Source organism: Pseudomonas sp. Mn2068, assembly GCF_049319725.1.
Classification (GTDB): domain Bacteria; phylum Pseudomonadota; class Gammaproteobacteria; order Pseudomonadales; family Pseudomonadaceae; genus Aquipseudomonas; species Aquipseudomonas gingeri.
Genome location: NZ_JBMOUG010000002.1, coordinates 378477 through 393111 on the forward strand (window position 1 = coordinate 378477; position 14635 = coordinate 393111).

Below are 14635 nucleotides of genomic sequence, written 5' to 3' on the forward strand. Positions count from 1 at the left end.
CGGGGTCCTGCGGGTTCCGGGTGTTTTCAAGGGCTCTTTTTACAGTGGGGCCCGGCCAGCGGCCGGGCTCACCCTCAACGCATTGATGGTTACTTATGGAAAAGTCGAAATTTCGCAAGATGGGTCTGGGTGTGTTGCTGGTGGCGGTCGCCGGCTTGATTGTCTACGCGGTAAAGGCGCCCGCCGAACCGCCGCAGTACCTGACCGCCACGGTCGAGCGCGGGGATATCGAGAACGCCGTCCTAGCCACCGGCCTGCTGGAGGGCATCAGGCAGGTGGATGTCGGCGCCCAGGTCTCCGGGCAGTTGAAGTCGCTCAAGGTCAAGGTCGGCGACAAGGTCAAGAAAGGCCAGTGGCTGGCGGAAATCGATCCGCTGGTGCTGCAGAATACCCTGCGCAAGGCCCAGGTCGACGAGGAAAACCTGCAGGCGCAACGCCGTTCGACCCAGGCCCAGCTCAAGCAGACCAAGGCGGTCTACGAGCGTTACCTGGGCCTGCAGACGGATGCGGCGATCTCCCAGCAGGATTTCGAGACCGCCGAGTCCAACTATGAGGTGCAGCGCGCCAACCTGTTGTCCCTCGATGCGCAGATCAAGAGCGCGCATATCCAGATCGACACGGCCAAGGTCAACCTGGCCTATACCCGCATCGTCGCGCCGATCGACGGCGACGTGGTGGGCGTCGTCACCCAGGAGGGCCAGACCGTGATCGCCAACCAGCTAGCGCCGATCCTGCTCAAGCTGGCGGACTTGGACACCATGACCGTCAAGGCCCAGGTCTCGGAGGCCGACGTGATTCATATCAGCCCCGGCCAGGAGGTATATTTCACCATTCTCGGCGAAGCGGACAAACGCTACTACGCCAAGCTGCGCGGCACTGAGCCGGCGCCGCAGAACTTCCTGGAAACCCAGACCGCCGGCGCCCCGAAACAGAACACGGCGGTGTTCTACAACGCGCTGTTCGATGTGCCCAACCCCGACCACCGCCTGCGCATCGCCATGACCGCCCAGGTGCGCATCGTCCTCGATACCGCCAGGGACGCCCTGAGCGTACCGGTGGCCGCCCTCGGGGCACGCAACCCCGACGGCAGTTTCCCGGTGCGGGTGCTCGACGCCAGGGGCATGGCTCTGGTGCGCAACGTGCACACGGGAATCAACAACAACGTCAAGGTACAGATCAAGGATGGCCTGCAGGAGGGTGATCGGGTGGTGATCGGCGAAGCGACGCCTGCCGTGGCGGGGGCCTGACGATGACGCAGCCACTGCTGGAACTCAAGGGCATCACCCGTCGCTTCACGGCCGGGGAGCGCGAATTCACTGCGCTCGGGAACATCGACCTGAGTATCGAGGCCGGGGAAATGGTGGCGATCACCGGCGCCTCGGGCTCGGGCAAATCGACGCTGATGAATATCCTCGGTTGCCTCGACTACGCCACTGCCGGCAGCTATCGGATCAATGGCCGCGAAACCCGCGACCTGGGCAACGAAGAGTTGGCCGAACTGCGGCGCGACTACTTCGGCTTCATCTTCCAGCGCTACCACCTGCTGCCGCACCTGAGCGCGCTGCACAACGTCGAGATGCCGGCGATCTATGCCGGCACTGGCGAATCGAAGCGCCATGGGCGGGCCCGCGAGCTGCTCGATCGCCTCGGCCTGGCCGGGCACCTGAGCCATCGGCCGAACCAACTTTCCGGCGGCCAGCAGCAGCGGGTGAGCATTGCCCGGGCGCTGATGAACGGCGGCGAGGTGATCCTCGCCGACGAACCCACCGGGGCCCTCGACACCCACAGTGGCAAGGAGGTGATGCAGATCCTGCTGGAATTGCATGCCGCCGGTCATACGGTGATCATCGTCACCCACGATGCCAAGGTGGCCGCCAATGCCGAGCGGATCATCGAAGTTCGCGATGGCGAGATCGTCAGTGATCGCGCCAACGAACGGGCGGTGAGCGCGCCGCCGCAGGTCGAGCCGGCCAGCCTGGCGTCCCGTGGCGCACGCCGGCTGGTGGCCAGCCTGGGCTTGTTCAAGGAGGCCTTCAACATGGCCTGGGTGGCGCTGATCTCCCACCGCATGCGCACCCTGTTGACCATGCTCGGCATCGTCATAGGCATCACCTCGGTGGTGTCGATCTCGGCCATCGGCGAGGGCGCCAAGCGTTATGTTCTCAAGGACATCCAGGCCATCGGCAGCAACACCATCGATATCTATCCGGGCAGCAGTTTCGGCGACAGCCGGGCCAACAGCATCGAGACCCTGGTGCCAGCCGATGTCCAGGCCCTGAGCCAGCTGTACTACGTCGACAGCGCGACCCCGGTGGTCGGGCGCAATCTGTTGCTGCGCCATGGCAACGTCGACGTCAATGCCCAGGTCAACGGCGTCAGCGACCGTTATTTCCAGGTACGCGGCATCAGGATGGAGGCGGGCATACCCTTCAGCGAGCATGATGCCCGGCGCCAGGCCCAGGTGGTGGTGATCGACCACAACACCCGGCTACGCCTGTTCGGGCCTACGGTCGACCCCCTGGGCCAGGTGATCCTGGTGGGCAACCTGCCGTGCACGGTGATCGGCGTGACGGCCGACAGCAAGAACCTCTTTGCCGCCAGCAAGCTGCTGAACGTCTGGGTCCCGTATGAAACGGCGGCGGGGCGCCTGCTCGGACAACGTCACCTGGACAGCATCACGGTGCGGATCAAGGACGGCCAGCCAAGCAAGGTGGTGGAAGACAATGTGGTCAAGCTGATGCTGCAGCGTCACGGCACCAAGGACTTTTTCACCAACAACCTCGACAGCATCATGCAGACGGTGCAGAAGACCAGCCGTTCGCTGGCGTTGCTGCTGTCGTTGATCGCGGTGATCTCGCTGGTGGTCGGTGGCATCGGCGTGATGAATATCATGTTGGTCTCGGTGACCGAACGGACCCGCGAGATCGGTATTCGCATGGCGGTGGGGGCGCGCCAGTCGGATATCCGCCAGCAGTTCCTGGTGGAAGCGGTGATGGTCTGCCTGCTTGGCGGGGCGATCGGCATTTCCCTGTCCTTCGGTATCGGCTACCTGTTTTCGCTGTTTATCAAGGAGTGGCAGATGGTGTTCTCGATAGGCGCGATCATTACCGCGTTTATCTGTTCGACCCTGATCGGTATCGTCTTCGGCTTTGTCCCGGCGCGCAACGCTTCCCGGCTGGACCCGATCGAAGCGTTGGCGCGGGACTGAGCGAATCCGTCTCGATCGATCTGTGGACGGCCCCAAGGCCTGTTGTAGGAGCCGGCTTGCCGGCTCCTACAAGGGCGGTGGCGCTAGACGACGTTGAACGGTCCCGCCGTGGCGGACATTTCTTCCGAGGCATACATCCAGCGCATCAGTGAATGCCGCCCGCTGATGCCCATCTTGATCGCCGCGCGCTTGAGGTAGCTCTCGACGGTATTGACCTTCAACTGGAACCGTTCGGCCAGCTCGGGGGCAGTGCGCCCGGCGAGCAGGCCGACACAGACTTCCATTTCGCGATTCGACAGGGTCAACCCCGATTGTGACAGGCGATCGGCGAAACGCAGGCGCAAGGTCTGTAACCCCTGGCTTTCCAGGTTCTCCTGCGGCCCGGGTTGCTCGTCCGGCGCGGCGACCAGGGGTTGTAGGGCGCTGATGTGCTTTTCCACCATGGGCAGCAGTACGGGAGAGAAGTCCTGCAGGATGCTGCGTTCCCGGGCGGAAAAGCGTTGTGACTGGTTCGAGCGATACACGGAAATCATGTAGCTGTAGTCGTCCTTGCGCCGGGTCAGGTGCAAGGCCGACTCCTTGCCACTGGAGGCGGCGGTGAGCAGGTCGGTACGCCCGATCACCTCGTTATCGGCGTTTCTCGACGAGGCGGGGAACTCCGAGTCCGCCTGCACCTTGCGGATATGCGTGGCATCCACGGACAACTGGGTGAGGATCAGGTCGTGCAACATCCGTGGGAAACTGCGACTGCCTGTGCTGGCAATGACCTTGCCAATATGGGGGAACAGCAGTTGTGCGTTCATCATTTCATCCATGAGTTTCAGATTCTGGAACATTCGCTCTTCAGGAGAACGAGCCTGGAGCAGCGGCTTTTAACCTTAGCCGACCGGCAGGTATTCCGCTCGGGAATACACCCATGAAAATCCATGATTTTCCTTATCTGGGCGGATCTCGTAGCGTGATACCCACATCCAGAGGAGAGTTTGCCATGAACGATGCCCGTGCGTGCCTTTACGTTGATACTCAATTCACCAGTCCCTATGCCCTCTCGGTATTTGTGGCCCTGCGCGAAAAGGCTATCGACTTCGATCTGCACCCGCTGGACCTGGATTCCTCGGAACAGCAGGCCGCAGGTTATGCCCGGTTGTCCCTGACCCGGCGCGTGCCGACTCTGGTGCTGGACGACTTTGCCCTGTCCGAGTCTTCGGCGATCACCGAGTACCTGGAGGACGTTTTCCCCCAGGCCCCGCTTTATCCACGGGAGCCCCGGCAACGCGCGCGGGCCCGGCAGATCCAGGCCTGGCTGCGCAGCGACCTGCTGGCGCTGCGTCAGGAGCGCTCGACCCTGGTGGTGTTCTACGGCCAGAGTTATGGCCCGTTGTCGGCCGCCGGCGAGGGCGCCGCGGACAAGCTGATCGACGCCGCACAGGCCCTGCTGGGCGATGGTCGTGAGTATCTGTTCGGTCAATGGTCGATTGTCGACGTCGATCTGGCGCTGATGCTCAACCGCCTGTTGCTCAATGGCGATCCGCTGCCGCCGGCCCTGGCGGCCTATGCGCAACGCCAATGGCAGCGGCCTGCGGTGCAGGAGTGGGTGAATCTGGATCGCCCGGCGCTGGCATGATCGAGCGCTGTCCCGGTCAGGGTCGGGATAGCCCTTGCAGGACCCTGACGGTATCGGTTTCCGGAGAAAGGTAGTGTCTGGCGGGAATGCCCAGGGGATGTTGGTCGGGTAAGCCGAAGCCCTCGCGGCTGACCATCAGGGTTTCGCCCTGCCATTCCCGGAGCAGTTGGTGCAACGGCATTCTCAGGTGGCCGCGAGCAGGATCGGCAAGGAAGGCCCGTCCCTGGCCGACCCCCTTGAGCACGACAAAATGATTGAGCTGCTTCCTGCGCAGCAGAATGATCACCGGGCCCTTCAGGGCATGCACGGCTTGTGGTGGTAGCAGTACCCCGTCAGCGGTGTAGCCCAGGTTTTCGGCGACCGACTTGAGGTCCAGCATCGAAAATCCATCGGTGACCCGCTCCAGCCTTTCGCTTTCCGGGAGGCGCAGGACGATATCCGCGAGGATCTGCGCCTCGGTGACCGGATCATCCAGATAACGATTCAGCAACAGCGAGAGAGCGGCCGCGCCGCAGGAGTAGTCGAGGGTCTGGCGCTGGATGCCTTGCACCTTCAGTTGGCTCATCGATCTGAGCGTCGGGCCGGTGGCGACGGCCTGGTCGCTGAACAGCGATAGGAGCAGCACCCCTAGTGCCGCGGTTCCAGGCAACCGGTGCCGATTCAATTCAAGCGTCTCTTGAGGTTGACCGAGATTGCCGCAGGGCCGCTATCGTCATTCAGACCGAAGGTGATTTCGGGTGAGATCACCCAGTCATCGGACACTCTATAAGACGCGATCAGGGAGAGGTCCAGCGGATCGGCATGGGATCCCTGGATGGTTTCGTGGTCGGCTCGGAGGTTGGCACGGTAGGCATGGGATAAGCGGCTACCCAGCGACAGTCGTTCGTTCAAGGCAAAGCCTGCCCCTATATAGCTCCTGAGTACCCAGCCGGGCTGCAGGTGGTAGCCGTCGATGGTGTTCGGGAAGTGATACTGATAGCTGACCCCACCGAACAGAATGGCGGGGTCGGTGGTGCGGACGAACGTCAGGCCGGGTGCGATGCTCCAGTGTCCGGAGCCGTTGTTCAGAGGGTCTTTCCAACGGTTTTCGATGTCGTTGTAGCGTTGTTTTCCCGTCGGTGCAGTGACATCGAGGGTGAAAGAAATTGCCGGGGCCTTGGTGCTTTCATGGAGGATCTGATACTGGGCACCAAAGGCGATATCGGCCATGCGCAACTCGTTGGTACTGCGCACGTATTTATTGCTGGAAACGTCCTGGATATGGCTGTAGGTGACCGGGACACTCAGATAACCCTCGACACTGGCAAACAGCCCGGCCCGGAGGGCGGATCGCAGTTCCAGTTGCCTGGCGGTGTAGGAGGATTTCTGGAAGTAGCCCGCCGTGGGCAGACCGTATTGTATTCGACTCTGTTTATAGGCGAGGCCCAGATCCAGTTCATATTTGCTCGGGGACAGGAGAACGGTGGAGCCCGTCAGGAAGTCGAGAGGGGGTTGGGTTTCTGCTTCCGATCCGTAGCGACTCGCTCCGCTGCTCACGGGCGTTTCCTCCTGTGAGGCGTCCGGGAAGAAGCGGGTGAGACTGGTTATTCCTGAGGCCTCTATGACGGTTTCGCCAAAAGTGGCCGATTGTAGAATCGTCTGGTTTTCAGAGGTGGATTTCAACTGCCCCATGGCCTTGTCGCCATTTGCAAAGGTGATGTTGTATTGGGTATCGGTGCTGATTGACTGGATATCGGATAATGGAACGCTGACAGCGGAACCGTAATGGGTTTCGAAGATACATAGCCCATTAGTGAGTGAGATAAGTTTTCCAGAGAATCTGTCGCCGTTCTTGAGCCCGATACTGTCCGCCAGCGCCAGTGGAGTTTCCCAGAGATAGAACAGGCTGCCTGCCGCAGCCAATAGGCTGAAGTGATTCATCGGTTGACTCCTTGCCTTTGTGACTGTTTCCGGAAAGCCACGGGCAAGATGCCTGTGGCTTTTACTGATCGGGTGTTACCAGGAAAAGGTGGAGACAGGACGGTTCCAGCTGGACTCCCTGAAACCGAAGTTTTTGGGTGTACCGTTATCGTTCAGGGCTTGGTAGTGATAGTCGACCACGGTTGCATTACTGGCGCTCCAGTTTCCGCCGGGAGCGTCAGACTTGTCTGCGAGCCAGCGGTCACCGGCGATTTTATGCTCTACGCCATTTTCGTAATGTAGAAATTCTTTATGAGGCTCCCATTCGCTACCCACCGAATAATAAGACCTATAGTCGCGTTCATTGCCAAAGCGCTTCAGTCTTATGTTATATATTTTCATGCCTTGCGTTACGCTCGGGTAAGGCTGATCCATGATCAATCCGCTACCCTTGATTTCACTCAGGCTTTGGTCGCTCAAGGCTGTAGCTCGAATGCCTTGTGCTTCGAGTGATTGAAGAATCGGGGTTTTCGCCATGCTTAAACTTGGCAAGAAAAATAGGGCAAGCGCCATGTAATGATATTTCATATCGAGCTCCATGTTTTTGATGCTCACCAAGGGAGCGGTGTTTTCAGGAAGGACGAATGCCTAGCTTTGTCACAAACTCGAGCATCCGGGGATCGGCCTTTATTCCTTCAAGGAACGCTTGGTGCAGTTTTTCGTTTGCTGATTTTGAGTTCAATGCTGCATTGATACTTTTTTCATCAGTGAGGCCGTGACGTTCATACAGGCTATGAATGTGGGCATCCAACAACGAGAAATATTCAGTGCATTCTCCCGATGACAGGTTTGAAAACTTCAGATTCTCGGGATATGTCCAGTTTGCTGGCGCACCGATAATGTCTGGAGCCCTGATGTAATGAGCGGTCAGCCAACTGGGTACTCCGCCCTCGGGAATCGGCGGATCCACGGCGTCATCTGATGCCTGGATACCGGCAGTGCTGAGACTGACCTTGTCCGTCTTGTTTTGCGTATCCGTGAGTTCGCCGATTGAAAACGTATCCTGCTGGGCCGACCGGGAGGTTTTTGCTGTATGGGTATAAGGGTTGTACCCGGATAAAGGCAAGGCGCCATTGGTATTGATGATGTTCATATCTACTCCTGACAGTGCGGCGGTGCGGGGCACGCCGGATGAGTTCATCTGTGTGGGGGTACAAAAGAAGCGATGTTTATATGGATAAGCTGGGTCGCTACTTTTGTAAGTAGATATTTAATATGATTTTGCAGAGGCTAATAACTGGCCGAACGGATAGGTTTTTTGTTATTTGGAAATAATGAAAATCATCCTGGCTTGCTGTTTGAATAAGTGTGGGATATCTCTGTAGTTATCGGCCTACATGGATAGGTGGGCTGGACGAGACGGGAGGTTCCATTGTACCGAGAGCGAGGTCCGGCGACTGGCGCCGGACCCTGATTTCCTACCTGGAAAACTTCTTCGCCCCTGCCACGCACAGGATCACCGCCACGGTCACTGCCAGCATGCCCAGGCTGACCTGCTCATGCAGCAGGGTGGCGGCCAGTGCCAGGCCGAAGAAGGGTTGCAGCAGTTGCAACTGGCCGACCGCGGCAATGCCACCCTGGGCCAGGCCGCGATACCAGAACACGAAGCCGATCAGCATGCTGAACAGCGAGACGTAGGCCAGGCTGGCCCACGCCGCCGGGGTGATGCCCGAGAACGACGGCGGGGCGATCAGCCACGTCAGTGGCAGCATTACCGGCAGTGACAGCACCAGCGCCCAGCAGATCACCTGCCAGCCGCCGAGGGTCCGCGAGAGCTTGGCACCTTCGGCATAACCCAGGCCGCAGACCAGAATCGCCAGCAACATCAGCAGATCACCGGCCGGCGCCGCGCTGAGCCCCTGGGACAGGGCATAACCCACCACCAGCAGGCTGCCCAGGACCGAGAACAACCAGAACACCGGGCGTGGCCGCTCGCCTCCGCGCAACACGCCAAAGGCGGCGGTAGCCAGGGGCAGCAGGCCGACGAAGACAATGGAGTGGGCCGAGGTCACATACTGCAAGGCCAGGGCGGTCAACAGCGGGAATCCGAGGACCACCCCCAGGGCGACGATCCCCAGCGACAGCCATTGACCGCGGGCAGGGCGCCGCTCCCGGAACAGCCACAGCATGCCCAGGGCCACCAGCCCGGCGATGCTGGCGCGGGCCACCGTGAGGAATACCGGACTGAACTCCAGCACCGCCAGTCGTGTGGTGGGCAGCGAGCCACTGAAGATCAGCACGCCGATAAAGCCGTTGAGCCACCCGCTGGCGGGTTTGCTGGTCGGCGGGTTTTGCAGGTTCGATGTCTGTTCCATTCAGGGCTTGCTCCGTACGGTTGGCCTGGGAGGGGTTGCGCCACCGCATCAGGGGTTGCACAAAAGGCATCCTAGGGTTGAATATCATGACAATCAAAAAATTGTCATGGATACATTCGCTATGCCGCGCTCACGCTACAAATCGCTGGTGGACAGCCTGGCGGCGGATATCCGCTCCGGGCGCCTGTCACCGGGTACGCGCCTGCCGCCTCATCGCCAGCTGGCCGCGAGCCACGGGCTGGCGCTGGTGACGGCCAGCCGGGTCTATGGCGAGCTGGAAGCCATGGGTCTGGTCAGTGGCGAGACGGGGCGCGGCACCTTTGTCAGGGAAACGTCACTGCCACCGGGGCAGGGCATCGACCAGCCGGAAATCGCCGTGGGCGTGGCGGACCTCAACTTCAACTACCCGGCGCTGCCGGGCCAGTCGGAACTGCTGCGCAATGCGTTGCGGCAACTCGCGCTGTCGGGCGACCTGGAGTCCCTGTTGCGCTATCAGCCCCATGCCGGGCGCCAGCATGAACGTGCCTCGGTGGCCCGCCACCTGCAGGTGCGCGGGCTGGCGGTGACGGCCGAGCAGGTGCTGCTGGTCAGCGGTGCCCAGCATGGCCTGGCGGTGACGATGATGGCGCTGCTGCAGCCCGGCGATGTGATTGCCGCCGATGCGCTGACCTATTCCGGCTTCAAGGTGCTGGCCGAGGCCCTGCACCTGGAGATCCTGCCGATTCCGGTGCTCGATCATGGCCCCGACCTGGAGGCCCTGGATCGCCTCTGCCAGGGGCGACGCGTGCGGGCGCTGTACACCATGCCGACGTTGCACAATCCGCTGGGCTGGGTGCTGGACATGGGGCAGCGCGAGCACTTGGTGGCGATTGCCCGCCGGCACGACCTGCTGGTGATCGAGGATGCCGCCTATGCCTTCCTGGCCGAGGATCCTCCGGCGCCGTTGATCGAGTTGGCCCCCGAACGGACGGTCTATGTCTCCGGTTTTTCGAAGAATATCGCCACCGGCTTGCGGGTGGGTTTTGTCGTGGCGCCGCCGGACAGGGTGGCGACCTTGCAGCGAACGATCCGGGCAACCACCTGGAATACCCCGGGCGTGATGACGGCCCTGGCCTGTGCCTGGCTCGACGATGGCACGGTCATGCGCCTGGAGGCCGAAAAGCGCGAGGACGCCCGGGCCCGACAGGCTCTGGCGGCACAGGTACTGGCGGGGCTGCCCTGTATCACTCATCCCTCGTCCTATTTCCTCTGGCTGCCGTTGTCCGAGGAGGCGCGGGCGGACCATATCACCCGCGAGTTGCTGGACCGGAACGTTTCGGTCTCGACCGCCGAGCCCTTTGCCATTTCCGCCCATGTGCCCCATGCCCTGCGCCTTGCCCTGGGGTCGGTGGAATTGGGCGCGTTGCGCGGTGCGCTGGAAAAGGTGAGGTGGGTGGTCGAGGCCTGTTCCTAGGCTGCGCAAGAAAACCGGCCGGGCGCCTGTGCTACCGTTGCCGCCCACCCCGTGACGGCTTGCGTGATGCGAGCCCGGGCAAGGACCGCCATTCGCTATGCCCGCCAACGAACATGAGCTTTACCTGCGCTTCCATACGCCTGACGCCCGGATCATCGCCCGCGATCCGTCGCCGATGCTGCCGCAGGAGCAGGCCTGGGCGCGTTATCAGGCGCGCGTTCACACCAGCGGCTGGCTGGAGTGGCTGATCCTGCCGCTGGTGATCGGGACCTGGTTGCCGGCGCTGCTCCTGTGGATTGTCCTGTCGCTCTATCAATGGCTGCTGGCGCCTGATTTCGATCCTGCCCGGCATTGGCTAGTGATCGTCGCGGGGCTGGTGACCAGCACGCTGCTGCTGGTCGGCGGTTGGGTGGCCTGGAATCGACGTTGTGCCGCGCAGGATCCGCGGCTGCGTTATTGGCAGGCCATGCCCGAGGCCGGAGAAGTCGAACTGGAGCAGCACCGCCTGGTATCCGCGATCAGCCTGTGGTCGAACGACTTCGATCCCGACCGGCACCAGATTCCCCAGTGGATCGATGGCCAGATCAGGGAAATGCCCGACAGCGGGATCTCGGAGTGGGTGCTGGCGCGGACGGTCGAAGGGCGCTGGCTGGTACTGCGCCAGCGCATCGCCGGGACTTTCCGTGGTTACGGCACACAGGTACGCCCCACGGCGGACCGGCACTGGCAGTTGAGTCATGAGCTGGCGATTGTCTTTGCGCCGCGCACCAACCTGTCCCTGGGAATGCGGTTTTCCGCGGCGCCGCTGCTGGTCACCCGCACCGACTATTGGCTGAACCCCGACGAGCTGGCGCGGCTGACCGCGGCGGCCCATCACTGGACGTTCTTTGCGCCGGACCGCTATGCGGTGGTCAATCCGGCGGATGTGCCCTGGATCGAGGTGCTGGTGGCCCGGGCGCGGGTTTGTGCCGAAGGGCTGTCCGAGGGGCTTTTCGGCGATTGAACATTATCTGTCGGCCGAGGTGACTTTTGCCCGTGTTCAGACGCCTAAGTTATGTGTTCCAGGCTGAATAGTCCGCCGGGTTATAGCCAGGGTTGCGCTGCCTTCGAAGGTTGAATGCAGCCTGTCCGAAAGGTCAGAAAATGCCCGTGTCGCGTCTTGTCTCTGCTAGGCTCTTCCTGGAGTCATTGCGTGAGTAAAGCCGCCGCTCAGCGCCAGGGAGGGACGTTTCAGGACATCAGCCTGAGTGACGTCGACATTGCAGCTCGCTGCCTTCCACCATTCGTTCGGTTGATAGTGACCATCGAGAAACGCAAGTTCTGTTTTTCGGGCGAAAGAGGAAGATAGCGTCATACCGAACCTGCTTCTGAAGGAACCCGAGCGATGAGAATTTCGACCCTGCTGGCTTTTGTCGCCATCCTCGGCACCGGTATGACCGCGACTGTTCCCGCCTATGCTGCCAGCGGTGCGGCCGATGACCAGGCCTGCCATTTCCTGCCCGTGGCCGACAGCAGCGCCAGCCTGAAACAGGCCCGCTCCGTGGGTGTGCTCTACAGCGAAAACACCGTCAACACCCTCCAGTACCTTGAGCGCTACCACAGCGTGGCCTTGAACGGGGCGAAGAACGATGCCCTCGATTCGCGCATCAGCACGGCGTTCATCAACAGTTCCGATCCGAAACTGGCGATCGACTGGCTCACGGCTTCGTTGCAGAAACACTTCACTTCGGTGACCGTCTACGACAACCTCGACGCGGTGGTCCAGGCCCGGCCCGACGTGGTGGTGATGCTCGATACCTACAGCCGCCTGGTGACCAAGCGCAACAACCAGTTCGAAGCCCGCTTTGTCGCCAAGTTCTATGACTCGAACCTGCAGTACATCGGCAAGGCCGAAGGCGCCACCGGCAAGGAACTGCCCTCGGTCTGGGTGCGTGGCAAGGCCGCGCCGGAGATCGCCGCGCAGATCGACCAGCAGCGCGAACTGCAGGTCGATGCCCTGAAGCAGTTCGACGCCTCGCTGAAGGCGCTGGTGACCTCGGGTAATGCCGACCAGGTCGCGACCAACTGAACAGCTTCTAGCGGCGCGCCAGCTTGTACTTGATGCAATCCTCGTAAAAGCTGTGCCGGATGGCCTCGGGTTTCAGCCGCGACTTGCTGTCGTAGGTCTGTTCGGTGATACCCATGGCCATCATGCGCATCCAGTTCTTGCTGAACTTGTAGGACTGGATTTTCTGCCGCGCGGCATACAGCGAAACCCCCGACAACTTCAGCTCCTGGGCCCTGGCCGCCGTGCCGGCGCCCCAGCTGCACATGAACCGGTCATTGGACTTCAGCTCCTTGCCATCGGCGCAAAGAGCGACACCCGCCAGGGAAAACGAGATCAACGTGGCCCATACAGTGCGCATTTAAACCCAACCTAACTGTCTGAAAATAAAGTGATTCTGGCTGTTTCAAGACAGTCCGGGGGCCATCAGATTGCCTGCTGTGCGCCAGGCACCACCTTGCTTTATGAATAGAACACTAATTAGAATCAGTCTCATTTAAGACACCCTTCGCGCAGGTCCTCGCCCCATGATTGAAGCAGCGACGCCAACGGAGCACACCCTACATGCCCTGTACCGCGATCACAGCGGCTGGCTGGAAAGCTGGCTGAGGCGACGGATGGGCAATGCCTGGGATGCGGCCGACCTGAGCCAGGACACCTTCCTGCGGGTGCTTTCCAGTTCCCAGCAACTGGCGGATCTGCGCGAGCCCCGGGCGTACCTGCTGACCGTCGGCAAGCGCCTGCTGAGCAATTTCTATACCCGGCGCAGCCTTGAACAGGCCTACCTGGAGGCGCTGGCGCAGTTGCCCGAAGAGTGCGTGCCATCGCCCGAGCAGCGCTGGTTGTTGCTGGAAACCCTGCAGGCCCTGGATGAACTGCTCGACGGCATGCCCGCCGTGGTGCGCCGGGCGTTTCTCTGGAGCCAGCTCGAAGGATTGGGTTATCGCGATATCGCCGAGCGCCTGCAGGTGTCCGAGCGCACGGTCAAGCGCTATATGGCCCAGGCCTATGAGCACTGCCTGCTGGTGGAGCTTTGATTCGTCCCGGCATCTCGCCCGAGACCCGTGAAGTGGCCCGGGCCGCGGCGCAGTGGCTGGCGCTGCTGGAGTCGGGCGCGGCCAATGAAGAGGATCAGCGCAAGCTGCAACACTGGCGCGACAGCAGCAGTGCCCACGAATCCGCCTGGCAGAAGGCGCAGTTGCTGCGCCAGCGCTTTTGCGGCCTGCCCGCGGCGTTGGCCATGGCCACCCTGGACCGTCCGGATCCGGGACGTCGCGCGGTGCTGAAACGGGCCCTGGGCGTGGCCGCGCTGGTGCCCGCCGCCTGGTTGCTGGGGCGCCAGTTGCCGCTGGATGTCTGGCGTGCCGACCTGCAGACCGCCACGGGCGAGCGCAAGCGGGTGCCGCTGGCCGATGGCAGTACGCTGCAACTCAATACCGCCAGCGCCGTCAATGTCGATATGCGTGCGAGGCTGCTGACCCTGGTTCGCGGGGAAATGTCACTGAAGGTCCCGGGCAGTACCGCCCTGACCATCCAGGCGCCCTATGGGCGCATCATCGTCAGTCGTAGTGAAGTCTGTGTGCGGCTCAATGCCGAGGACTGCCGGGTGTCGGTGGTCAGCGGCTCGGTACAGTTGCAGCCGCTGCAGGGGCCGTCGCTGCTGTTGGGCGAGGGCCATGAAATCAGCCTGCGTGCCTCGGGCGCCGGTCCTGTGGGCGTATTCGACGGTCAGTTGCCCGGTTGGCGCGACGGTGTGCTGATGGCGCAGAACCAGCCGCTGGGGGACTTCCTGCGCGAACTGGGCCGCTATCGTTCCGGTCTGCTGCGCTGGGAGCCGGCCCTCGAGGCACTGCGGGTCACCGGCAGCTTTCGCCTGGACAATACCGATCGCATTCTTGCCCTGCTGGTGGCCAGTCTGCCGGTGGAGGTGCAGATGCGCACCCGTTACTGGGTCACGCTGGTTCCGCGAAAAACCACCCCGGAAAAAAAGATTGCGTGAAGCCTGTCCCTTTTTTTCACCTCGCCGGTCATT

At 61.7% G+C, this 14635-nt stretch carries 15 protein-coding genes; 8 read left to right on the top strand and 7 right to left on the bottom strand.

Annotation, left to right across the window (positions count from 1 at the left end):
* Nucleotides 1–95: 95 nt before the first annotated feature.
* Both macA and ACL9RJ_RS06140 read left to right on the top strand, forming a co-directional pair.
* Nucleotides 96–1247: a macrolide transporter subunit MacA gene (gene macA / locus ACL9RJ_RS06135; RefSeq protein ID WP_103032464.1), complete on the top strand. Its 1152-nt coding sequence runs from the start codon at nt 96–98 to the stop codon at nt 1245–1247.
* A 2-nt stretch (nt 1248–1249) separates the two neighbouring features.
* The gene (locus ACL9RJ_RS06140) at nt 1250–3208 is read left to right on the top strand and encodes a MacB family efflux pump subunit (protein WP_177126456.1); all 1959 of its coding nucleotides are present in this window, start codon (nt 1250–1252) and stop codon (nt 3206–3208) included.
* Nucleotides 3209–3291: 83 nt separating this feature from the next.
* On the opposite strand, the gene ACL9RJ_RS06145 is transcribed toward ACL9RJ_RS06140, so the two are convergent.
* The gene (locus ACL9RJ_RS06145; protein WP_042935743.1) at nt 3292–4011 is read right to left on the bottom strand and encodes a helix-turn-helix transcriptional regulator; all 720 of its coding nucleotides are present in this window, start codon (nt 4009–4011) and stop codon (nt 3292–3294) included.
* A gap of 185 nt (nt 4012–4196) precedes the next feature.
* Here ACL9RJ_RS06145 and yfcF point away from each other — a divergent pair, with 185 nt between their 5' ends.
* Nucleotides 4197–4832 (top strand): glutathione transferase, encoded by a 636-nt coding sequence (gene yfcF, locus ACL9RJ_RS06150; protein WP_177087685.1) that lies wholly within the window; start codon nt 4197–4199, stop codon nt 4830–4832.
* A gap of 16 nt (nt 4833–4848) precedes the next feature.
* On the opposite strand, the gene ACL9RJ_RS06155 is transcribed toward yfcF, so the two are convergent.
* The 5 genes from ACL9RJ_RS06155 to ACL9RJ_RS06175 all read right to left on the bottom strand — a co-directional run bounded on the left by ACL9RJ_RS06155 (nt 4849) and on the right by ACL9RJ_RS06175 (nt 9106).
* Entirely contained in the window at nt 4849–5457 is a 609-nt protein-coding gene (locus ACL9RJ_RS06155) for a C39 family peptidase (protein ID WP_422765016.1), read from the bottom strand.
* A gap of 35 nt (nt 5458–5492) precedes the next feature.
* Nucleotides 5493–6752, bottom strand: a complete 1260-nt coding sequence (locus ACL9RJ_RS06160) for a transporter (protein WP_422765018.1) — start codon at nt 6750–6752, stop codon at nt 5493–5495.
* Nucleotides 6753–6827: 75 nt separating this feature from the next.
* Nucleotides 6828–7319, bottom strand: coding sequence for a hypothetical protein (locus tag ACL9RJ_RS06165; protein ID WP_177059834.1), 492 nt, complete (start codon nt 7317–7319; stop codon nt 6828–6830).
* Nucleotides 7320–7362: 43 nt separating this feature from the next.
* A complete protein-coding gene (locus tag ACL9RJ_RS06170) occupies nt 7363–7884 on the bottom strand; it encodes a hypothetical protein (RefSeq protein ID WP_422765020.1) in 522 nt (173 codons plus the stop codon).
* A 325-nt stretch (nt 7885–8209) separates the two neighbouring features.
* Entirely contained in the window at nt 8210–9106 is an 897-nt protein-coding gene (locus ACL9RJ_RS06175; RefSeq protein ID WP_017127156.1) for a DMT family transporter, read from the bottom strand.
* A gap of 121 nt (nt 9107–9227) precedes the next feature.
* Between ACL9RJ_RS06175 and ACL9RJ_RS06180 the strand changes: the two genes are divergently transcribed.
* The 3 genes from ACL9RJ_RS06180 to ACL9RJ_RS06190 all read left to right on the top strand — a co-directional run bounded on the left by ACL9RJ_RS06180 (nt 9228) and on the right by ACL9RJ_RS06190 (nt 12627).
* Entirely contained in the window at nt 9228–10559 is a 1332-nt protein-coding gene (locus ACL9RJ_RS06180) for a PLP-dependent aminotransferase family protein (RefSeq protein ID WP_177129024.1), read from the top strand.
* 97 nt (nt 10560–10656) lie between these two features.
* Nucleotides 10657–11562 (top strand): hypothetical protein, encoded by a 906-nt coding sequence (locus ACL9RJ_RS06185; protein ID WP_422765022.1) that lies wholly within the window; start codon nt 10657–10659, stop codon nt 11560–11562.
* A 381-nt stretch (nt 11563–11943) separates the two neighbouring features.
* Nucleotides 11944–12627, top strand: a complete 684-nt coding sequence (locus ACL9RJ_RS06190; protein WP_177108043.1) for an ATPase — start codon at nt 11944–11946, stop codon at nt 12625–12627.
* Nucleotides 12628–12634: 7 nt separating this feature from the next.
* On the opposite strand, the gene ACL9RJ_RS06195 is transcribed toward ACL9RJ_RS06190, so the two are convergent.
* A complete protein-coding gene (locus ACL9RJ_RS06195) occupies nt 12635–12964 on the bottom strand; it encodes a hypothetical protein (RefSeq protein ID WP_422765023.1) in 330 nt (109 codons plus the stop codon).
* A gap of 166 nt (nt 12965–13130) precedes the next feature.
* Here ACL9RJ_RS06195 and ACL9RJ_RS06200 point away from each other — a divergent pair, with 166 nt between their 5' ends.
* Nucleotides 13131–13640 carry a sigma-70 family RNA polymerase sigma factor gene (locus ACL9RJ_RS06200; protein WP_177087697.1) on the top strand — a complete coding sequence of 170 codons (510 nt, stop codon included), beginning with the start codon at nt 13131–13133 and terminating at the stop codon, nt 13638–13640.
* Nucleotides 13637–14602, top strand: a complete 966-nt coding sequence (locus tag ACL9RJ_RS06205; RefSeq protein ID WP_177087699.1) for a FecR domain-containing protein — start codon at nt 13637–13639, stop codon at nt 14600–14602. The genes ACL9RJ_RS06200 and ACL9RJ_RS06205 overlap by 4 nt, the downstream gene beginning before the upstream one ends.
* Nucleotides 14603–14635: the final 33 nt, after the last annotated feature.

Excerpts from the sequence above, each read along its gene's own strand:
- macA (WP_103032464.1), top strand. The coding sequence starts at position 96 with ATGGAAAAGTCGAAATTTCGCAAGATGGGTCTGGGTGTGTTGCTGGTG.
- ACL9RJ_RS06140 (WP_177126456.1), top strand. The coding sequence starts at position 1,250 with ATGACGCAGCCACTGCTGGAACTCAAGGGCATCACCCGTCGCTTCACG.
- ACL9RJ_RS06145 (WP_042935743.1), bottom strand. The coding sequence starts at position 4,011 with ATGAACGCACAACTGCTGTTCCCCCATATTGGCAAGGTCATTGCCAGC.
- yfcF (WP_177087685.1), top strand. The coding sequence starts at position 4,197 with ATGAACGATGCCCGTGCGTGCCTTTACGTTGATACTCAATTCACCAGT.
- ACL9RJ_RS06160 (WP_422765018.1), bottom strand. The coding sequence starts at position 6,752 with ATGAATCACTTCAGCCTATTGGCTGCGGCAGGCAGCCTGTTCTATCTC.
- ACL9RJ_RS06165 (WP_177059834.1), bottom strand. The coding sequence starts at position 7,319 with ATGAAATATCATTACATGGCGCTTGCCCTATTTTTCTTGCCAAGTTTA.
- ACL9RJ_RS06170 (WP_422765020.1), bottom strand. The coding sequence starts at position 7,884 with ATGAACATCATCAATACCAATGGCGCCTTGCCTTTATCCGGGTACAAC.
- ACL9RJ_RS06175 (WP_017127156.1), bottom strand. The coding sequence starts at position 9,106 with ATGGAACAGACATCGAACCTGCAAAACCCGCCGACCAGCAAACCCGCC.
- ACL9RJ_RS06180 (WP_177129024.1), top strand. The coding sequence starts at position 9,228 with ATGCCGCGCTCACGCTACAAATCGCTGGTGGACAGCCTGGCGGCGGAT.
- ACL9RJ_RS06185 (WP_422765022.1), top strand. The coding sequence starts at position 10,657 with ATGCCCGCCAACGAACATGAGCTTTACCTGCGCTTCCATACGCCTGAC.
- ACL9RJ_RS06190 (WP_177108043.1), top strand. The coding sequence starts at position 11,944 with ATGAGAATTTCGACCCTGCTGGCTTTTGTCGCCATCCTCGGCACCGGT.
- ACL9RJ_RS06195 (WP_422765023.1), bottom strand. The coding sequence starts at position 12,964 with ATGCGCACTGTATGGGCCACGTTGATCTCGTTTTCCCTGGCGGGTGTC.
- ACL9RJ_RS06200 (WP_177087697.1), top strand. The coding sequence starts at position 13,131 with ATGATTGAAGCAGCGACGCCAACGGAGCACACCCTACATGCCCTGTAC.